At 74.3% G+C, this 18,290-nt stretch carries 19 protein-coding genes; 7 read left to right on the top strand and 12 right to left on the bottom strand.

The genetic code is table 11. The annotated features are described in order from the left end of the window. Positions 1-12: 12 nt before the first annotated feature. The 7 genes from ACQEVB_RS07610 to ACQEVB_RS07580 form a co-directional block, all read right to left on the bottom strand. Positions 13-888 (bottom strand): Fpg/Nei family DNA glycosylase, encoded by an 876-nt coding sequence (locus ACQEVB_RS07610; protein WP_432966844.1) that lies wholly within the window; start codon positions 886-888, stop codon positions 13-15. After that, positions 888-1,328, bottom strand: a complete 441-nt coding sequence (locus ACQEVB_RS07605) for a hypothetical protein (RefSeq protein WP_432966842.1) — start codon at positions 1,326-1,328, stop codon at positions 888-890. The genes ACQEVB_RS07610 and ACQEVB_RS07605 overlap by 1 nt, the downstream gene beginning before the upstream one ends. Positions 1,329-1,430: 102 nt before the next feature. Then, positions 1,431-1,964, bottom strand: a complete 534-nt coding sequence (locus tag ACQEVB_RS07600; protein ID WP_432966840.1) for a methylated-DNA--[protein]-cysteine S-methyltransferase — start codon at positions 1,962-1,964, stop codon at positions 1,431-1,433. A gap of 32 nt (positions 1,965-1,996) precedes the next feature. After that, positions 1,997-2,608 carry a TetR family transcriptional regulator gene (locus ACQEVB_RS07595; protein WP_432966838.1) on the bottom strand — a complete coding sequence of 204 codons (612 nt, stop codon included), beginning with the start codon at positions 2,606-2,608 and terminating at the stop codon, positions 1,997-1,999. A 67-nt stretch (positions 2,609-2,675) separates the two neighbouring features. Next, a complete protein-coding gene (locus tag ACQEVB_RS07590) occupies positions 2,676-4,052 on the bottom strand; it encodes a PQQ-dependent sugar dehydrogenase (protein WP_432966836.1) in 1,377 nt (458 codons plus the stop codon). A gap of 128 nt (positions 4,053-4,180) precedes the next feature. After that, positions 4,181-5,140 (bottom strand): cyclase family protein, encoded by a 960-nt coding sequence (locus ACQEVB_RS07585; protein ID WP_432966834.1) that lies wholly within the window; start codon positions 5,138-5,140, stop codon positions 4,181-4,183. Between the two features lie 82 nt (positions 5,141-5,222). Further along, entirely contained in the window at positions 5,223-5,354 is a 132-nt protein-coding gene (locus ACQEVB_RS07580) for a hypothetical protein (RefSeq protein WP_432966832.1), read from the bottom strand. 206 nt (positions 5,355-5,560) lie between these two features. On the opposite strand from ACQEVB_RS07580, the gene ACQEVB_RS07575 reads away from it, so the two are divergent. Both ACQEVB_RS07575 and ACQEVB_RS07570 read left to right on the top strand, forming a co-directional pair. Continuing rightward, on the top strand, positions 5,561-5,935 hold the full coding sequence (locus tag ACQEVB_RS07575; RefSeq protein ID WP_432966830.1) for a hypothetical protein: 375 nt from the start codon (positions 5,561-5,563) through the stop codon (positions 5,933-5,935). 153 nt (positions 5,936-6,088) lie between these two features. Next, positions 6,089-6,928 carry an aminoglycoside phosphotransferase family protein gene (locus ACQEVB_RS07570; protein WP_432966828.1) on the top strand — a complete coding sequence of 280 codons (840 nt, stop codon included), beginning with the start codon at positions 6,089-6,091 and terminating at the stop codon, positions 6,926-6,928. 187 nt (positions 6,929-7,115) lie between these two features. Here ACQEVB_RS07570 and msrA read toward each other — a convergent pair whose 3' ends face one another. From msrA to ACQEVB_RS07555, 3 genes are all read right to left on the bottom strand, one after another. Further along, positions 7,116-7,754: a peptide-methionine (S)-S-oxide reductase MsrA gene (gene msrA, locus ACQEVB_RS07565; RefSeq protein WP_432966826.1), complete on the bottom strand. Its 639-nt coding sequence runs from the start codon at positions 7,752-7,754 to the stop codon at positions 7,116-7,118. Between the two features lie 63 nt (positions 7,755-7,817). Further along, positions 7,818-9,584 (bottom strand): gamma-glutamyltransferase family protein, encoded by a 1,767-nt coding sequence (locus ACQEVB_RS07560; protein ID WP_432966824.1) that lies wholly within the window; start codon positions 9,582-9,584, stop codon positions 7,818-7,820. Between the two features lie 19 nt (positions 9,585-9,603). Continuing rightward, on the bottom strand, positions 9,604-11,304 hold the full coding sequence (locus ACQEVB_RS07555) for a TM0106 family RecB-like putative nuclease (protein ID WP_432966822.1): 1,701 nt from the start codon (positions 11,302-11,304) through the stop codon (positions 9,604-9,606). 107 nt (positions 11,305-11,411) lie between these two features. Between ACQEVB_RS07555 and ACQEVB_RS07550 the strand changes: the two genes are divergently transcribed. From ACQEVB_RS07550 to ACQEVB_RS07530, 5 genes are read left to right on the top strand one after another with little or no spacing between them, the layout of a single operon-like run. Next, positions 11,412-13,343, top strand: coding sequence for a DUF6474 family protein (locus tag ACQEVB_RS07550; protein WP_432966820.1), 1,932 nt, complete (start codon positions 11,412-11,414; stop codon positions 13,341-13,343). A 39-nt stretch (positions 13,344-13,382) separates the two neighbouring features. Next, positions 13,383-13,901, top strand: coding sequence for a hypothetical protein (locus ACQEVB_RS07545; protein WP_432966818.1), 519 nt, complete (start codon positions 13,383-13,385; stop codon positions 13,899-13,901). A 38-nt stretch (positions 13,902-13,939) separates the two neighbouring features. Next, positions 13,940-14,665 carry a YcnI family copper-binding membrane protein gene (locus ACQEVB_RS07540; protein WP_432966817.1) on the top strand — a complete coding sequence of 242 codons (726 nt, stop codon included), beginning with the start codon at positions 13,940-13,942 and terminating at the stop codon, positions 14,663-14,665. Next, positions 14,662-15,228, top strand: a complete 567-nt coding sequence (locus ACQEVB_RS07535; RefSeq protein ID WP_432966815.1) for a copper resistance CopC family protein — start codon at positions 14,662-14,664, stop codon at positions 15,226-15,228. Before ACQEVB_RS07540 ends, ACQEVB_RS07535 begins: the two co-directional genes overlap by 4 nt. A gap of 2 nt (positions 15,229-15,230) precedes the next feature. Beyond that, positions 15,231-16,238, top strand: coding sequence for a copper resistance D family protein (locus tag ACQEVB_RS07530; RefSeq protein ID WP_432966813.1), 1,008 nt, complete (start codon positions 15,231-15,233; stop codon positions 16,236-16,238). Here ACQEVB_RS07530 and ACQEVB_RS07525 read toward each other — a convergent pair. Together ACQEVB_RS07525 and ACQEVB_RS07520 are read right to left on the bottom strand one after the other, a co-directional pair. Beyond that, on the bottom strand, positions 16,235-17,632 hold the full coding sequence (locus ACQEVB_RS07525) for a dihydrolipoyl dehydrogenase family protein (protein ID WP_432966811.1): 1,398 nt from the start codon (positions 17,630-17,632) through the stop codon (positions 16,235-16,237). The two genes, ACQEVB_RS07530 and ACQEVB_RS07525, sit on opposite strands and share 4 nt — an antisense overlap. Next, positions 17,629-18,282: an NAD(P)-binding oxidoreductase gene (locus tag ACQEVB_RS07520; protein ID WP_432966809.1), complete on the bottom strand. Its 654-nt coding sequence runs from the start codon at positions 18,280-18,282 to the stop codon at positions 17,629-17,631. The genes ACQEVB_RS07525 and ACQEVB_RS07520 overlap by 4 nt, the downstream gene beginning before the upstream one ends. Between the last annotated feature and the right edge of the window lie 8 nt (positions 18,283-18,290).

Genomic DNA, 18,290 nt, shown 5'->3' with positions numbered 1-18,290 from the left:
CCTGCTCCCCCGCTACCTGACCAGCCGCGACAGCCGCCGGTCGGCAAGCGGCTTGCCCCCGGTCTGGCAGCCGGGACAGTACTGGAACGACTTGTTGGCGAAGGAGACCTCCCGCACGGTCTCGCCGCACACCGGGCACGGCAGCCCGGTGCGGGCGTGCACGCGCAGGCCGGAGCGCTTCTCGCCCTTCAGCTCGGCGGCCTTCGTGCCCACCGACCGCTCGACGGCGTCGGTGAGGACCGACCGCAGCGCCGCGTACAGCGCGTCGGTCTGCTCCTCGGTGAGCCGGCCGGCCGTGGCGTACGGCGACAGCTTCGCGGTGTGCAGGATCTCGTCGCTGTAGGCGTTGCCGACGCCGGCCAGCACCGACTGCTCGGTGAGCAGCGTCTTCAACCGCTCCGACCGGCCGGCGAGGAGCTGGGCGAACTCGTCGCGGGTGATCTCCAGCGCGTCCGGGCCGAGCCGGGCGATTCCGGGCACGTCCTGCGGATCGCGCACCAGGTAGACGGCCAGCCGCTTCTGCGTGCCGGCCTCGGTGAGGTCGAACCCCGGCCCACCCACCTCGTCGAGGTGCACCCGCAGCTCGAGAGGGCCGCGGCCGGGCTTGGGCGGGGTGGTGGACGCGGAGTCGTGCCAGCGCAACCAGCCCGCCCGCGAGAGGTGCGTGATCAGGTGCAGACCGTCGTCCGGGCGGTCCTGGAACTCGACGGACAGGAACTTCCCGTACCGCGCCGCCCCCGTGACCACCCGGCCGACCAGCTGCTGGACCGGCGGATCGAAGGTCTTCACCGCGCTCATCGACGCCACGTCGACCCGCGCGACCGGCCGGTACAGGGCGTGCTCGCGCAGGTACTCCGCGAGCGCGGCGACCTCGGGCAGCTCGGGCATCAGCTGATCGGCTGCAGGGGGCTGTCGGCGTGCCCCGGGGTGCCCTGGGTGCGCAACCTGCGCACGACGATCCGCAGCTCCTCGGCCGCCCGGCTGCCGCCGCGCACCAGCCCCGTCCACCGCTCGGCCGGCAGGTCGTAGCTGCCCTCGGTCTCCGCGACGATCGTCCACGGGCGCCGCAGCCACCAGCGGATCGGGAAGAACAGCAGCACCGCGACCGCGACGATCCAGATGAACCACGGGACGTGGACCTCGCGCGGATACCAGATGACCACGATCAGCCAGAACACGAACAGCGCCGAGAGGACCATGACCGCGGCGCCGCGGCCGCCGTCGACGTCGTGCTCGAAGTCGTCGCCCGTGGCCGGCAGCGACCACTCGATGTTGCGCCGCACCGACCACTCCCGCGAGTCGACGCCGATGACCGTCTTCGCGCGCATCTCTCCCGCCGTCCCGACGGGGCCGACACCCGTCGTAGGTCCCAGTTTCCCACAATCCGGCCCCGTCGCCACGCTGCTCGACGGCGCTGTCGTCACGGCGTGTCACAAGCCGAAGTCCAGCGTCGGCGTGAGCACCCCCTCCAGCGCCAGCAGCCACTCCTTGGTGGCCAGCCCGCCGCCGAACCCGCCCAGCCCGTCGGCGGCGAGGACGCGGTGGCACGGCACCACGACCGGGATCGGGTTGGACCCCATGATCGTGCCGACGCCGCGCGGGCTGTCGAGCCTGCCGCGCACGGCCAGCTCGCCGTAGGTGACGACCGCCCCGAACGGCACGGTGCCGTGCAGCGCCTGCAGCACGCGCCGTTGCGCGCCGGCGTGGGTGAGCCGCCAGTCGATCGGGACGTCGAACGCGCGGCGCCCGCCGGCCAGGTACTCGGCGAGCTGGGCCACGGCCGCCGCACTGCGCCCCTGCCCTGGCTCGTCCTCGACGAGCCGGAGGTCGAGCCGCTCGGCCGCGCGGCGCCCGCGTTCCGGCTCGGCGCCGAACGCGACCAGCGCCAACCCCTCGTCGGTGACGCCGACGGTGAGCGCGCCGATCGGCGCCGGCGCGTCCAGTACGGCCACGGACAGTTCCACGTGGGAACTGTCCCACGGGGCACCGACAGTTCCTACGCTGGAAAGAGGTCGGCGGTCAGGTGCCGGGTGGTCCACGCCGTCCAGTCCGCAGTGGCCCAGCCGTGCTGCCCGACGAGCAGGCCGTACGCCTCCTGCGACAGCAGCGCGCCGACGATCTCGGTGGCCCGCTGCACGGTGATCTCGTAGGTGAACCCGGGCCGCTCGGCCAGCTCGTCGACGGCAGCGGCGTGCCACTCCCCGGCAGCCGCGCGGGCGGCGTCCAGCAGCGCCGCCGGTTCGGGATCGGCGGCCGCGCCGGCGAGCACGGACGCGATCGGGTGCCGCCGTTCCAGCACGGCCGCGGTGGCGGCCACGTGCCGGGCCAGCGCCGTCGGCCCGTCCGGGGCGTCGACGAGCAGCTCGCGCCACCCGGTCGGCTGGTCGTCACCCGTCGCGGCCCACACGGCCTCCAGAACCGCGGCCTTGCTGCCGAAGGACAGGTAGAGCGTCTGGACGGCGACCCCGGCCGCGCCGGCGAGCACGGCCATCGTGGTGTCGAGGTAACCGCGCTCGACGAAGAGCGGGCCGGCGGCCGCCACGATCCGGGCCCGCGTGGCCGCGGCTCGCTCGGCGCGCGCGGTGCGGACGGCCGTCCGGCCGGTCATCGATCCTCCGAGACTGGATCGCCGTACTGGAACGGCATTACAGCAAGCCGTTCCAGTAGGTGTGCGGTCACTTTCCGGGCGGGGCGAGCCGGTACACGGCCGGCGCCGAGTCGTCGGTGATGTAGATGGCGCCGTCCGGGCCCACCGTGGCCGACACGGGCCGGCCCCAGCGCTTGCCGTCCGGCCCCTGGAAACCCCCGACCAGCGTCTTCTGGCCCGACATCTTCCCGTTCTCGTACTTGAAGAACGACACCTCGGGCGCCCGCGGCGGCTGCCGGTTCCACGAGCCGTGGACGCCGACCAGCGCGCCGGCGCCGTACGGGGCGGGCAGCGTGGCGAAGTTCAGGCCGAGCGGCGCCGAGTGCGCGCCCATGCTCTGCTCGACCGGGGCCAGCTTGCTGCAGTCCAGCTTGCTCCCGTCGGGGTTGAGCTCCTGGTCCTTCACGTACTTCGGCTCGGAGTAGTCGTACGCGGTGCCGGCCACGCCGGGCTGCACGTCCTGGTCGGAGTTGCAGTACGGCCAGCCCAGGTCACGGCCCGGGGTGAGCTTCGCCAGCTGCTCGGCCGGGTGGTCGGCCACGTAGGCGTCGAGGACCTTGCCGCGCTGCGACCCCTGCTCCTCACCGAACGGCGTGTCGTACGGGAACTGGATGTTGTCGCGGTGGTTGACCGCCGTCCACACGGTGCCGTCCGGCGCCACGGCCAGCCCGGTGCCGTTGCGCACGCCGCGCGCGAACACCTCGGGCGCCCCGCCGCCGGGCGGGACGCGGAAGATCGCCGCCCTCTCCGGGCTGGCCGAGCGGTCCTCCTCGGAGATGTTGCCCGTCGACCCGATCGAGTAGTAGATCGCGTGGTCCGGGCCGACGGCGACGCTCTTCAGCGCGTGCGCGTACTGACCGTGCAGGTCGGCGCTCTTCTCGTCGGGCAGACCGTCGACGACGGTGCGCCGGTTGGTCGCGCGGCCGTCGGCGTAGTCGTAGGCGTTGATCCGCGAGCTCTCGGCGACGTAGAGGGTGGCGCCGTCGAACGCGAGGCCGTGCGGTTGGTTCAGGCCTTTGAGCAGGGTCGCGCTGTCCGCGGGTCCCGACCCGTTCGGGGTGAGCACGTCGACGTGCCCCTCCTTCGGGCGCGAGACGAGCATCTTCCCGTCGGGGGTCCACACCGCCAGCCGGGCGCTCGGCGTGCGCGCGAACACCGCCATCGACCAGCCCTTCGGGATGAGGACGGTGCGCTCCGCCTCGAACGCGCCCTCCGTCATCCCGGCGGGGACGGCCAGCTTCGCCTGCACCAGGTCGGACGCTGACGCCTCCGCCGTGACCGGGGGCTGGTTGCCGGCCGGCAGCGGAGTCCCCGGCGCTCCTCCTCCACCACAAGCGGCGAGCCCGGCAGCGGCTGCGGCTGTCAACGCGACGATCCGCAGGGAGCGTCCATTCGAAAGGCGCATAGGCCCCATCGTCTCCTGGTCGCGTCACTCCCGGTCAACCGCCCCCGGTGTTCACACCCGCGGGCGTGTCGTCCGATCGGGTGCGCCGATGACCAACCGGTGACCGTCCGAGCGGACCACGCGGTTGGTCAGAACGTCGCGATCGGGTTGACCGGACTGCCGGACGTGCCGGCGAAGCGGACCGGTGCCACCGCGAGCTGGAAGTCCCACTGACCGAGCTCGGCGGCCGTCGCCGCGCAGGCCTCCAGGTCGCAGTTGTCGAGCATCCACAGGCCCATCGCGACGAGGCTGACCACGTGCACCGGCATCAGGATGTCGGCGAACCCCGACGGCTGGACGTCCTGCGGGGTGTCGGCGCCGATCAGCGCGACCTCCCGTTCGTGCAGCCACGGCAGGCACGACGCGTGCCAGCCGGCCTGCGTGAGGCCACCGGCCGCTCCGCCCGCGTGCCGGACCCGGCCGCCGCCCGTGCGCAGGAGCACCGCGTCGCCGGAGCGCACGCGCACGCCCTGGCGCCGCTCGGCCTCCTCCAGGTCCTCCGGGAACACGCCATCACCCGGCTCCAGCCACGGCACGTCGCGGACCTGCGCGACGTCGAGCAGGACACCCCGCGTGACGATCCCGTCCGCCGCCGCGGTGATCGCCGCCCACCCCGACCCCGTCTCGGCGTCGACCAGCTCGTGCGAACGCCCGTTGTACGTCCGCCCGTCCCAGAAGACGTGGCACGGCGAGTCGACGTGGGTGACCGTGTTGTTGTGGAACATGATGCCGAGCCGCTCGTTCGAGAAGCCCCAGCGGCGGTCGGCGTGGAACACGGGCGGCATGTTCTCCGCATCCGGCATGTCCGCTGCGCACGGGCACGAGGTCGTCGCGCGCTCCATCTCCCCGGGCACGGAGATCTCCCACGCGCACGACACGCTCCGGCCGTGGCGCACCGCCCGCGCCGCCGCCACCCGCACGTCGTCGGTGATGTGGTTCAGCGTGCCGCGCTCGTCGTCGGCACTCCACCGGCCCCAGTTCGACAGGATGTCGAAGTAGGCCAGCACGTCGTCCTGGGTGGGCACCGTGCGCCCGGCTCCTCCGCTCATGGCCGGAGGCTATCCGTCGGCCACACGCGCACGTGCAGCCCGGAACCTGCGCGACCCGCCGGCTCGAGCCCTTCCTCGAGGATCAGCGGGTTGGTCGTTGCGCCTCAGCCTCTACCGGGATCGTCGGGTCGCGGTCCGCGCCGAGGCCGGCCAGCAGGCGCAGCCCGTCCTCGGCGGGGCTGCCGGGCGGCGCGGAGAGCACGACCAGTTCCATGGCCTATCCGTCGGGCACGGCGTCACGCACTACCGGGTTCGGCGGACAACGGCACGGCCCGCTGACTCAGCTCGTCGCTACCCCGCAGCCGACCCTGACGAGCCATCAGTGTCGAGACTGCGGCCTCGGCCGACCCACGCCCGCATGACCTCAGCAGCCAACCAGTGACCCCTGCTCTCGGCCTCCTCCAACACGGAGACACCGCCATGGCGTCGAAGTGGGTCTGCCCCGCGAGCGAGGAGGAACGCGGTCGTGCTCACACCGAGAGGATCACCGGACTGGTGATGACTGTCGACCTCGACATCGACGGCGTGGCGCAGCAGAGTCCAACCATCCCCGCCGTCACCCTCGACATCCTCGCCAGCATCCAGGAGACCGCGCAGACGCACCAGGTCTTCCTGCTCGACCGCGACATGAGCCAACGACCAGTTCACCCGTGGAACATAGGCCGACGGCACCGAGGCCGTTCGATCAGGACGTCGGGTACAGCACATCCGTGGTCGAGTGACAGCGGTACCCGTTCCTATTGCGCGCCAGGTACTGCCGGTGGAAATCCAGCACTGTTGAGGTTGGCGTTCTGACATTCGCGACGACGGTTTGTCCGGCATGTTCTGAACTTCTCGGTGATGGTGTAAATCGCAGCGCGCGTCCGAGTCTTGCGGTACAACGACTCGGATGACCGTCGACGTTCCCGATGATGTCCGAAGCAGGGCACTTGCTGACGGGCACGCGGCATGGCTCGACGGTCTACCGTCGGTCCTGGACTCCTTGGCCCAGGACTGGTCGCTGACGATCGGCGCAACGATGCGCGGCGGACAGGCTGCCTTGGTCGTCGAAGCCACGCTCGCCGACGGGACGCCGTCAGTTCTCAAGGTCGGGGTTCCCGGACATCGACGCCAACTCGGCTTCGAAGCGACCGCGCTCGATCTCGCTGCGGGGAAGAGCTGCGCACGCCTGATCCGCCGCGACCTCACCCGAGACGCACTCCTGCTCGAGAGGCTCGGGCCGGCGATGCACGACGTGATTCGGACCATCGCGCGCAACACGACGCGTTGTGCGACATCGTTGCGCGGTTCTGGCGCCCGATCGACGACGACATCGACCTGCCGAGCGGCGCCGACTTCGCACGTCGGATGCAGCGCCTCATACCGCAGCTCTGGGAGGATCTGGACCGACCATGTTCGGCAGCGGTGATCGGCGACGCCGTCGAATGCGCCGATCGCCGCGAGCGCGCTCATCACCGTCGAACGGCGGTCCTCGTGCACGGCGACGTTCATGAAGCGAACGCACTCCAGGCAGCAGATGGCACCTTCAAGCTGATAGATCCCGACGGCCTCAGGGCGGAACCTGCGTGTGACCTCGGAACCATCGTCCGTTGCACCCCCGCCGCCGGCGACGACCTACGGGCGAGAACCGAACGTCTCGCAGCGCGAACCGGGATCGACGCCACCGCGATCTGGGAGTGGGGAACCGTCCATCGCGTGATCAGTGGGCTGAGCAGCGTGAGGATCGGCTTCCAGCCTTTCGGCAGTCTCCTTCTTGCCGAGGCGGATCGCCTCGCTCAGACACGCTGACTCGCGCCGTCTGTCAAATGGGACGTGGCGTGACGCCCAATGGCCATTCATCCCGACTCACCAGTGTGGGCGACGAAGTCCAGGGTGGCATCTCATGCTCCCCGTCGAGCGCGACTTCGAGAAGCGCTCTGGAACCCGACGGTGACGGGGCCAGCGACATGATGGTCAGCACGACCACACGACTTGGTCAAGGCGTCGGGTACGGAACCCCGGTCGTCGCGTGGCAGCGGTAGCCGTTGGGCACCTTCGCCAGGTACTGCTGGTGGTAGTCCTCGGCGTAGTAGAACGGGCCGAGGGGGGCGATCTCCGTGGTGATCGGGTCGAAGCCGCGGGCGGCGAGCACGTCGCCGTAGACCTTCGCGCTGGCCTCGGCCTGCTCGCGCTGCTCCTCCGACGTCCAGTAGATCGCCGAGCGGTACTGGCTGCCGATGTCGTTACCCTGGCGCATGCCCTGGGTGGGGTCGTGCGTCTCCCAGAACGCGGCGAGGAGCTGCTGGTAGCTCACCTGCTCGGGGTCGAACACGACGAGGACGGCCTCCGCGTGGCCGGTGCGGCCGGTGCAGGTCTCCTCGTAGGTGGGGTTCTCGGTGAACCCGCCCGCGTACCCGACCGCCGTCGTGTACACGCCGCGGAGCTTCCAGAACAGCTCCTCCGCGCCCCAGAAGCAGCCCATGGCGAAGACGGCGGTCTGCAGGCCCTCGGGGAACGGCGGCTGCAGCGGGTGGCCGTTGACGTAGTGCGCCGCCGGCACCGCGACCGGGGTCGACCGACCCGGCAACGCCTGGTCGGCTGCGACCATCTTCGAGGAACGTCCGAACAGACCCATGCGCCCAGGTTACGCCGGGAATCCGGTCGGTCGGCCGCCGTCACACGGTCGTAAGAACTGCGCTCAGAACGCCGCTGCCCCGCCGTACCCGCTGCGCCGGTCGCCCCCGGCGCGCAGGAACGGGCCGCCGCGCCCGACCGCGCACATCCGCCCCAGCGACCAGCCGTCCGCCACGGTGACGGCGTGCCCGCGGCCGCGCAGCTCGTCCAGGACGGCCGGGCCGAGCCGCGACTCGGCCACCAGCCCGCCGAGCTCGCAGCCCCGCGGCGCGAACGACGACGGGAACGCGGTGCTGTGCCATGCGGGGCTGTCGATCGCGGCCTGCAGGTCCAGCCCGCCGACGGTGTGCGCCAGCCAGAAGCACAGCTGGTGCTGGTCCTGCTGGTCGCCGCCGGGCGTGCCGAACGCCAGCACGGGCTCGCCGTCACGCAGCCCCATGCTCGGCGACAGCGTGGTGCGCGGACGACGACCGGGCACGAGCGACGACGGCAGCCCCTCCTCCAGCCACGTCATCTGCGCGCGCGTGCCGAGGCAGAAGCCGAGCGCCGGGATCGTGGGCGAGGACTGCAGCCACGCACCCGACGGGGTCGCGGAGACCATGTTGCCGGCCGCGTCGACCACGTCGACGTGGACCGTGTCGCCGCGGGTCAGGCCGGAATCGGCCACCGTCGGTTCGCCCAGGCCGAGCGAGCTCACCCCGTCGCCCCGCACGCCACCGGGCGCAGCGCGCAGCGGCAACCGCGGGACCCGCCCGCCCGGCGCACCGGGCCGCAGCTCCCACGACGCGTCCGCCCCGATCAGGCCGCGCCGAACCGCCGCGTAGTCGGCGGACAGCAGATCCGCCAGCACGCCCGGATCACCGCTGTCGCCGTACCAGGCCTCGCGATCCGCGAAGGCGAGCTTCGCCGCTTCGGCGGTCGCGTGCACCGTGGCCGCCGTCGCCACGCCGTCGACGTAGCGGGCGTCGGGCAGCAGCTGCACCAGCTGGCCGAGCACCGGACCCTGCGACCACGCCGCCGGCTTCGCCACCGCCCAGCCGGCGCCGGCGTCCACCACCAACGCCTGCTCGTAGGTCGCACTCCAGCCGGCCATGTCGTCGCCGGTCAGCGGGCCGGCGTGCCCGCGACCGGTCTCGTCGACGACCGGGGTGCGGCAGAACGCGTCGATCTCCTCCGCGACGAACCCGCGGTACCAGGCGGCCCGAGCCGCGTCGATCTGCGCCACGCGATCCGATCCGGCCGCGGCGGCCTCCGCGAGCAGGCGACGCCACGTCTGCGCCAGCACGGGCAGCCGGTGCACCTCGCCGGCCGGCAGCCAGGTCTGCGCGGACGCCGGCCAGTGCCGCCGGAAGTGCGCCTCCACGACGTCGATCACCGCGCGGGTCTGCGGCAGCAGCGGGAACCCGCCGTCGGCGTACCCGATCGCCGGCTCCAGGACGTCGGCGAGCGACCAGGTGCCGTGGTCGCGCAGCAGCGTCAGCCAGCCGTCCCACGCGCCGGGGACGGTCGCCGGCAGCAGCCCCGTGCCCGGCACCAGGTCCAGCCCCAGCTCGTCGCGCAGGTGCGTGATCGACGTGCCCGCCGGCACCACGCCCTGGCCGCACAGCACCCGCGGTGTCGGGTCGTCGGCCGTGACGAACACCGCCGGTACCTCGCCGCCCGGACCGCACATGTGCGGCTCCACGACCTGCAGCACGAACCCGGCCGCCACGACGGCGTCGAACGCGTTGCCGCCGCGCGCGAGGACGGTCATCGCGGTGGCCGTGGCGAGGTGATGGGTGCTGGACGCGGCGCCGTGCGCGCCGCGGCGCTCGATAGCGGGTGGGGCCATGGCCTCGATCATCACCCGGTCACAGGTCGGCGGCCAGCGGGACCTCCTCCACCCGCGGCGATGTCATCCAGGTGCGCAGCGCGTGCGTGGCGGCGACGTCGTCGGAGTTGTAGGTGAGCAGGCGCTCGCGCTGCACCGGATCGGGCGGTTCGTCGTCGATCCCGACGGCGGCCCGGTACCAGCGCATCGAGTTCTCGCCGCCCGCCTCGGGGTCGTGCCAGGCGAACCCGGCCGCCGGCGCGATGCGCTTGAGCCCTTTGCCCTGCGCGCACAGGAACCACTCGTCGACGACGGCGTAGAGGTCGATCCAGCACGCATCGGCGATGAACTCCTCCACCTCACCGAGCGATGGGATGCCGGGGTGACCGGCGAACCGCCGCGCCGAGTCGAGCAGCCAGCGGTTCTCCGCCTGCTCGTTGTAGCAGTACGCGGCGAACGTGCGGCCGGTGGCGGCGGCCCGCGCCCGCACCGCGGTGAACCACTGCCAGAACTCGGCGAACGAGCGTGCCTCGTCGAGCGTGGGCAGCGGCTCCCAGGTGGCGAACGCCCGGTAGCCGGGCGGCTCGTCGCCCTCCACGGCGCCGCCCGGGTACGACACCAGCGTGCCCCACATGTAGGCCCCGGACTCGCCGAAGCTCTCCATGTCGACGTCGACCTCGACGTCGGCGCGCGGCACCACCACCCGCGGCACCCGGCGCACCACGGACAGCCCGCTGCGGCGCGCCCTGGCGAGCGCCACGATGTCGGCGAACACCGGATCCGGCAGCGGGATCGGCGCCGGCGGGCCCGGGTCGAGCGCCGCCAGGGCGGCGACGGTGGTGACGTCGATGGCGCGCAGCATCGTGGCCATCTCGCCGCGCACCACCAGGCTCACGTCGTCGACGGCCAGCAGCTCCGCCTCGCACCGCAGCCACCACGGGCAGCGCCGGCACTCCATGACCCGCGACGGCTCCGCGAGCGCCGGACCGCCCGACCGCGCGGCCTCGGCGACGGCGATCCGGTCGGCGAAGCGGACGCGGTACTCCGCGAGCGTGGACCGGACCCCGTCGCCCGGCACCGGCCACAGCCCCGCGTCGAGGTCGTGCCACACGACGACGTCGGCGTCCATGCCGATGACGCCGCCGAACGTGGCTCCGGGCTGCGGTGGCGGCCCCCAGCCCTGCTCGGCCAGCTGCTCGTGCAGGTGGGCGAGGCGCAGGAGGTCGCGCGGCTGGGAACGGACCCGGCGCGCAGGATCCGGGGCGGCGGCCAGCGGGCTCGGCTCCGGCACCGCGGACGTGAGCGCGCCCTCGCCGGGGTCGCTGATCCGGTGCCGCACCACGATGACGGGCACGTAGCCGCCTTCGGGCAGCCGGACCAGCAGCTCGGCGCCCCCACTGCGGCCGCCCGCGGTGGGCAGCGTCGCGCCCCACACGTAACCGGCGCCGGCGGCGACGGCCGCAGCCGTGGCGGCGACCCGTTCGACGTGCGAGCCGGGCGGCACGACCACCCGACCGGGCAGCCCGGCCAGCTGCTCGCCGATGCGGGCGCGGTGCGCCGCGGCATCGGCCCGGCGCTGCTCGCCGACGGGGTCGGGCGGCGCCTGCGGCGCGCCTTCGGCCGCCGGGTCGTGATCGAGGTGGATGCGCCGACGGCACCGGGTGAGCGCAGCGGCGTCGAGCACGACCTCGCGGGCACGCGGGGCCGCCGGGGCGGCGTGGTGCGCGTCGGTGGTCGTCACGCGCCCGAGGGTAATCAAGGGGTCCGACAGCTTTGCGCCTGCTCGCCGTCCCGACCTTCCCTATGCTCACCCAGCATCACGGTCGCGCTGGAAGAGGAGTCGAGGCGATGGGCCTGTTCAGGCGCTCGGCAGAGAGGCCGTCCCGGGCGGGACGCCGTGCCGCGGCGAAGGAGGCGAGGGCCGCCGCGAAGCTGCAACGGGCCGCCGCCAAGATCATGGCCGTGGAGCACGAGGCAGAAACCGCGGTCCGCACGGTCGCGCACCGCACCCGGGCCGCGGCGAAGGCCGCCGCCCGCACCGCCAAGGCGGAGGCGAAGGAACTCGCGCGTGCGGCGGCCCAGGAGGCCGCGGCTGCCCGCGCCGCCGCCAAGGCCGCGGTCAAGGCGCAGGCCAAGGCCGACGCGCGCCAGGCCGCGCAGGACCGCCGCGCCGAACGCGCCCGCGCCAAGGAAGCTGCTGCGCAAGCTGCCCGCGACGCGAAGGCCGAGGCGAAGCAGGCGGCAGCCGAGGCGAGGGCCGCAGCGAAGGAGCAGGCCAAGGCCGACGCCCGGCAGGCCGCGCAGGAGCGACACGCGGAACGCGCCGCCGAACGCGCCCGCGCCGCGGACGCCGCCCGCGAAGCGAAGGCTGCCCGCGACGCCGCGAAGGCCGCGGCCGTGCGCGAGCGCCGTGCCGCTGCCGAGCAGGTCCGCGCCGAGGCGAAGGCCGCCGCGGAGCAGGCGCGGGCGGAGCACCACGCCGAACGCGCGCGCGTCCGCGAGGAGGCCGCCCAGGCCGTCCGCGAGCACAAGGCAGCCCTCGACCAGGCACGGGCCGAGCGGCGCGCCGAGAAGCGCGCCAACTCCCGGAAGGCCCGCCGCGCCGCCGCGAAGGCTGCCGCGGCCCAGGAGAAGGCGGAGGCCCGGGCCGAGGCCGCGCGGCAGAAGGCGGAGGCGGAGGCTGCAGCCGCTCAGGAGAAGGCCGAACGCCGCACCGCCGAGCGGGCCAACTCCCGCAAGGCCCGCCGGGCCGCGAAGCGCCAGGCTGCGACCGACGCCAAGCTCGCCGCAGCGCAGGAGAAGGCCGAACGGCGCGCCGCGAAGAAGGCGACGTCCCGCAAGGCCCGCCGGGCAGCGAAGCGCGAGGCCGTGATCGACGCCAAGGCCGCCGCAGCGCAGGAGAAGGCCGAACGGCGGGCCGCCAAGCAGGCCAACTCCCGCAAGGCCCGCCGCGCGGCGAAGCGCCAGGCCGCGGTCGACGCCAAGGCGGCGGCGAGGGCGGCCGTCGAGCAGGCCAGGGCCGACCGGCGCGCCGAGCGGGCCGCGGCCAAGAAAGCCGGGTCCCGCGCGGAGCGGCTGGCCGCGGTCGCCGCGGCGAAGGCGGCCGCCAGGGAGGCGAAGGAGGCCGCTGCGGCCACCACCGACAGTCGAGCGGATCGGAACGCGATGACGGAGACCAGCACCCGGGCCGAGCGCAAGGCGGCGAAGGCCGCCGCGACGGCCCAGGACAAGGCGCTGCGGAAGGCCGAGAAGGCGGCCGCGAAGGCGGCCCGTTCCCGGTCGACGCGCAAGGCCGCCCGTGAGGAGGAGACCGCGATCGCCGCGGCCGTCGAGGCGGCGGCGCCGGAGCGCCCCGGTCGCGAGCCGATCACGGCGAAGCGGGTGAAGCGGCTGCTGGGCGTCGGCAAGGTGGTCCTGCCGGTGGTGGCGCCCTACGCGCTGGCGGCCGCGAGCTCGGCCCGCACCGCGTGGGACAACCGCAAGGCGGCCCGGCTCGGCGTGGCGCCCGACCAGTTGGGCGCCTTCGCCGGTCCCGGTGGCGCGCTGCACGCCCGCATCTCGCGGCTGGCCGACACCCTCACCAGCCTCGAGAACGCCGGGAACGGCGGGTCGGCGTTCGTGTCGCGCACCCGGCCGCGGATCACGGACCTGTCCGTCGCGGTCCGCGCGGCCGAGCAGATGCCCGCCCAGCGCCGCCGTGCGGCCTACCGGGCGATCGGCCAGGAGCTGGACACGATCGAGGCGGCCCTGCTCGGCCAGTTGGGGGTGGGTACCCACTAGTCACAGCCCGTTCACGGGGACGGGCTACCGTCGGTCCCCATGCGGAGCGGGAGCGTGGTGCGCGGTGGCGCGCTGGCCACGCTCAGTGCTGTGCTCACCGCCGCCGGACACCTGGCCGGTGGCGGCACCCTCGGCGACCTGACGCTGCTCGCCGTCCTGTTGCCGCTGCTGGCGGTGGGTTTCACGTCGGCGGCGGCCGCCTGCCGCAGCTTCGTGGCTGCGGCGCTCGTGCTCGGCGCCGGCCAGGTGATGCTGCACCAGGCGATGGTGCTGATGCACCCGCCGCACGCTTCCGGGAGCGCCGCGTTCGGGACGGCCGCGATGCTCGGCATGCACGCCGCCGTGACCGTCGTCATGGCGTCGGCGCTGCGCTGCGCGGACGGCGCGGTCTCGGCGCTGCTCGCCGTGCTCCGACGGGTGCTGCCGCGACGGTTCTCGCCGCTTCCCGTGGTGCGCCCGCTGCGGCTGGCCGTCGTGGCCGCACCGGTGCCGGGCGGGGTCCGCGCGGCCGTGCTCGCCGGCCCCCTCGTGCGCCGTGGACCTCCGGTGACCTGCTGATCCAGCAGACACCCGTTCCCCATCACCGGAGATCCACCATGTCCGAGCAACCCCGACGTCTCGCGCTGCGCGCGGGCGCCGTCCTCGCCGTGGCCGCCACGGCCGTCCTCGTCACCGCGGGCCCGGCGTTCGCGCACGTCACCGCCCAGCCGGGTACGGCACAGCAGGGCGGGTACGCCGTCGTCACCATGCGCGTCCCCAACGAGTCCGACACCGCCGGCACCGTGAAGCTCGAGGTCACGCTGCCGTCCGACACCCCCTTCACCTCGGTGCGCACCACGCCGATCGCCGGCTGGACGGCGACGTTGACCAAGTCCCCGGTGAACCCGCCGGCGCAGGTCAACGGGCGCACCGTCACCGAGGCCGTCACGCTGGTGACGTTCGCCGCCGCCCCGGGCACGCGGATCGGGCCGGGGCAGTTCATCGACTTCCCGATCTCGCTCGGACCGATGCCGAAGGACCGCGACTCGGTGACGTTCCCGGCGAAGCAGACCTACGACAACGGCGAGGTCGTCGCCTGGGACCAGCCGACCCCGGCCGACGGCTCCGAGCCGGAGCACCCGGCCCCGACGGTGAAGCTGCTGCCGGCCTCCGGGGACGGGCACGGTGGGCACGGCGGCGGCGACACCCCGCAGGCCGCGGCCGCCAGCAGTGACGCGGCGGCGCGCTGGCTCGGCGGAGCCGGGCTGGTCGTGGGGGCGCTCGGCCTCGGCGTCGGTGGCGGCGCCCTGTTGCGGGCGCGCAAGCAGGGCGGCGGATCGTGAGGCGGTTGCTGCAGGGCGGCGTGCTGGCCGTCGTGTGCGGGCTGGTGATGCTGCTGGTGGCCGGTCCGGCCGCGGCGCACTCCCGCCTGGAGAGCAGCGACCCGGCGGACGGGGCGAGCCTCGCCACGCCGCCGTCGAAGGTGACGTTGACGTTCAACGAGCAGATGCAGCAGGGCTTCGCCACGATCACCGTGATCGGCCCGGGCGGCACCGCTTGGCAGGACGGGGAGACCCAGGTCTCCGGTGACTCGGTCAGCATCGCCGTCAAGCCCCTCGGCCCGGCCGGCGTCTACCAGATCGGCTACCGCGTCATCTCCGACGACGGGCACCCGGTCAGCGGGAGCGTCTCGTTCACGCTGACGTCGCCGGGCCCGGGAGCGGCGTCCGCCGCGCCGACGGTGGCGCCGACGAGCGCCGCTGCACCGGCGGCGACGACCGCGGCCGCCCCGGTCGCGGCTGCACCTGCCGGCGACGGCGGCGCGCCGGTGTGGCCGTGGATCGTGGGCGCCGTGGTGGCCGTCGGTCTCGGGGTGGTCCTCGCGCTGCGCCTCGGACGGAGCTGACGATGGCGACCGCGGACACCACCGACGGGTTCCGCCGCAGGGTGGGCTCCGGCTGGCTGGTGTCCGTGGTCGCCGCCCCGGTCGTGGTGGCGTTCGCGGCGAGCGTGCTCGCCGGCGCGCTCGCCACGACGACGTTGCCGGTGCTCGCTGGCACCACGGTGACCCGTGCCGCGATGGACGTCGCCGGGATCGCGTGCGTCGGCGCCGGGCTCGTCGCCGCCCTGGTGCCGACGGCGGCCACGGGTCGCTCGTACCGCGCCGAGCTGGCCGCCGCCGCGGTCCGCCGCCGGCTCGACCGTGTGCTGCTGGTGGCGTCGGCCCTCTGGCTGGTGACGGTGGTGCTCGGCATCGTGTTCCGGACGGCCGACGCGTTCGCCCGTTCCCCCGCGCAGCTCGACGCCGGCGAGTTGGTGGCGTGGTCGACCCGGCTGGGCGCCGGCCGCGGGATGCTGCTGGCGCTGGGCTGCGCGGCCGTCGTGCTGGGCTGTGCCGTGGCGCGGCTGCGGGACCCGGCGCTGGTGCAGGTGCGGGTACCGCTGGTCGCAGCGCTGCTGGGGGTGCTGACGCCGACCGTCACCGGCCACGCCGGCAGCGCGCCCGACCACGAGGTCGCGATCGTCTCCGTCGCCGTGCACGCGGGCGGCGCCGCGCTGTGGGTCGGCGGGCTCATCGCGCTGCTCGCGTTCGTGGCGCCGCACCGGGAGCTGCTCGACGCCGCGCTGCCGCCCTTCTCGACGCTCGCCGGCGTGTGTCTGGCGGCGGTGGCGGTGTCGGGCGCGATCAACGCGCTGGTGCGCATCGAATCGTGGACGGCGCTCGTCACCACCGGGTACGGCTGGCTGGTGGTGGCGAAGGTGGTCGCGATCGCCGGCATCGGCGCGCTCGGCGGCCTGGCCCGCGCCCGGCTGCGGGCGGGCCGCACGCCCGTCCTGCGCTGGGCCGCCTACGAGACGGTGCTCATGGCCGTCACGATCGGGCTGGCCGCGGCCCTCACCCAGAGCGGGACCTAACCCCGGTAGGCCTCCAGCAGGCGCAACCACACCTCGCTGATCGTCGGGAACGCCGGTACGGCGTGCCACAGCCGCGACAGCGGCACCTCGCCCACGACGGCGATCGTCGCCGCGTGCAGCAGCTCGGCCACGTCCGGCCCCACGAACGTGACGCCGACGAGGACGTCCCGCTGCGTGTCGACGACCAGGCGCGCGGCCCCGTCGTAGCCGTCGGCGTGCAGCGACGAGCCGGCGACGGCGATCGGGAGATCGACGACCCGGACGTCCAGCCCGGCGGCGCGGGCCTGCGCCTCGGTGCGCCCGACGGCCGCCACCTCGGGGTCGGTGAACACCACCTGCGGTACGGCGCCGTGGTCGGCGGTGGCGGCGTGTTCGCCGTAGGGCGCGGTGTCGACCGGCTGCCCGGCGGCCCTGGCGACGATGGCCGCAGCGGCGATGCGCGCCGCGTACTTGCCCTGGTGGGTGAGCGGCGCGCGACCGGTGACGTCGCCGGTGGCGTAGAGCCACTGCCCGGCGACGCCCGTGACCAGCCCCGAGTCGTCGGTGACGACGGCCTTCCCCGGCTCCAGACCGACGGTCTCGACGCCGAGGTCGTCGCTCGCCGGACGCCGGCCGGTCGAGACCAGCAACCGGTCGACGACGACGGTCTCGTCGCCGATCGTCAACGCGATCGCGTCGCCCTGCTTCTCGACGGCGTCGATGCCCTGGTCGAGTCGCACGTCGACGCCCTCGGAACGCAGGGCCGCGGCCACCCGATCCCCGGCGAACGGCTCGGTCGAGGCGAGCAGCCGTTCCCCGCGGTTGACCAGCGTGACCTGCGACCCGAGCCGCTGGAACGCCTGCGCCATCTCGCAGCCGACCACACCGCCGCCGAGCACTCCCAGCCGCGCCGGGGCGGCCGTCGCGGAGGTGGCCTCGCGCGAACCCCAGACCTCGACGCCGTCGATGCCGGGGATCGGCGGGCGCACCGGCACGCTGCCCGTCGCGAGGACGACGGCGTGCCGGGCGGTGAGCGTCGGGCCGCCGTCGACGGCGACGGACTTCTCCCCGGTGAGCCGGGCGTGCCCGCGGACGACCGTGATGCCGGCGTCCTCGGCCCACTTCACCTGGCCGCCGTCCTGGTCCGCGGATCCGCGCCCGGTGAACCAGTCGCGCCGGGCGAACACCGCGGCCGGGTCGAACTCGGCGGTGGTGCCCGGCAGCCGGCGCAGCGCCGCGGCCGCGTGCCCGGTGCGCAGCAGCGCCTTCGACGGGATGCACGCCCAGTAGGAGCACTCGCCGCCCACCAGCTCGGCCTCGACGAGCGCCACGGACAGCCCGCCGCGGTGCGCGTAGTCGGCGGCGTTCTCCCCGACGGGGCCGGCACCGATGACGATGACGTCGTACTCGCTCATGCGATCGCCTTCGTGGCCTCGTCGACGGGGGTATCGCCCGCGCGCAGCTCCAGGGTCCGGCCGACGGTGCTCGGGTCGTCGAGCAGCGCGACGAGGGTGGCCGCCGTGTCGGCGCGGGTGACGGGCCCGAGGTCGAGCGGCGGCGGGACGAGGGTGACCCGCCCGGTCGGTGGGTCGTCGGTCAGCGGGCCGGGCCGCAGGATCGTCCAGTCGAGGTCGGTCGCGGTGATCGCGACCTCGGCCGCCTTCTTGGCGCGCAGGTAGGCCGCCCACACCTCGTCGCCGCCGGTGGGCGTCGAGTCGACGCCGGGCGAGGAGACGAGCAGGTAGCGGCGCACGCCGGCGATCCGGGCGGCCTCGGCGAGCAGCTCGGCAGCGGCGCGGTCGACGGTGTCCTTGCGCGCCGCGCCGCTGCCCGGTCCGGCGCCGGCGGCGAACACCACCGCGTCGGCCGGGCGCAGGTGCTCGGCGAGCTCCGTCGCCGAGACGGACTCGAGGTCGGCCACGACCGCGACGCCGCCCTGTTCCTCCACGTCCGCGACGTGGTCGGGGTTGCGCACCAACCCGACCACCCGGTCGCCCCGCGTCGCGAGCTGCCTGGTCAGCAGCAGCGCGATCTTCCCGTGCCCTCCGGCGATCACCACGTACACACGGCGAA

The sequence above is a fragment of the Pseudonocardia sp. CA-107938 genome (assembly GCF_050936315.1).
GTDB lineage: Bacteria > Actinomycetota > Actinomycetes > Mycobacteriales > Pseudonocardiaceae > Pseudonocardia.
Note: the sequence above shows the minus strand (reverse complement) of the source record. Positions and strands in the feature narration are given on the sequence as shown.

Bases quoted from the DNA above. Each gene is read 5' to 3' on its own strand.
- ACQEVB_RS07610 (WP_432966844.1), bottom strand. From the start codon at position 888: ATGCCCGAGCTGCCCGAGGTCGCCGCGCTCGCGGAGTACCTGCGCGAG.
- ACQEVB_RS07605 (WP_432966842.1), bottom strand. From the start codon at position 1,328: ATGCGCGCGAAGACGGTCATCGGCGTCGACTCGCGGGAGTGGTCGGTG.
- ACQEVB_RS07595 (WP_432966838.1), bottom strand. From the start codon at position 2,608: ATGACCGGCCGGACGGCCGTCCGCACCGCGCGCGCCGAGCGAGCCGCG.
- ACQEVB_RS07590 (WP_432966836.1), bottom strand. From the start codon at position 4,052: ATGCGCCTTTCGAATGGACGCTCCCTGCGGATCGTCGCGTTGACAGCC.
- ACQEVB_RS07585 (WP_432966834.1), bottom strand. From the start codon at position 5,140: ATGAGCGGAGGAGCCGGGCGCACGGTGCCCACCCAGGACGACGTGCTG.
- ACQEVB_RS07580 (WP_432966832.1), bottom strand. From the start codon at position 5,354: ATGGAACTGGTCGTGCTCTCCGCGCCGCCCGGCAGCCCCGCCGAGGAC.
- ACQEVB_RS07575 (WP_432966830.1), top strand. From the start codon at position 5,561: ATGGCGTCGAAGTGGGTCTGCCCCGCGAGCGAGGAGGAACGCGGTCGT.
- ACQEVB_RS07570 (WP_432966828.1), top strand. From the start codon at position 6,089: ATGGCTCGACGGTCTACCGTCGGTCCTGGACTCCTTGGCCCAGGACTG.
- msrA (WP_432966826.1), bottom strand. From the start codon at position 7,754: ATGGGTCTGTTCGGACGTTCCTCGAAGATGGTCGCAGCCGACCAGGCG.
- ACQEVB_RS07560 (WP_432966824.1), bottom strand. From the start codon at position 9,584: ATGGCCCCACCCGCTATCGAGCGCCGCGGCGCGCACGGCGCCGCGTCC.
- ACQEVB_RS07550 (WP_432966820.1), top strand. From the start codon at position 11,412: ATGGGCCTGTTCAGGCGCTCGGCAGAGAGGCCGTCCCGGGCGGGACGC.
- ACQEVB_RS07545 (WP_432966818.1), top strand. From the start codon at position 13,383: ATGCGGAGCGGGAGCGTGGTGCGCGGTGGCGCGCTGGCCACGCTCAGT.
- ACQEVB_RS07540 (WP_432966817.1), top strand. From the start codon at position 13,940: ATGTCCGAGCAACCCCGACGTCTCGCGCTGCGCGCGGGCGCCGTCCTC.
- ACQEVB_RS07530 (WP_432966813.1), top strand. From the start codon at position 15,231: ATGGCGACCGCGGACACCACCGACGGGTTCCGCCGCAGGGTGGGCTCC.
- ACQEVB_RS07525 (WP_432966811.1), bottom strand. From the start codon at position 17,632: ATGAGCGAGTACGACGTCATCGTCATCGGTGCCGGCCCCGTCGGGGAG.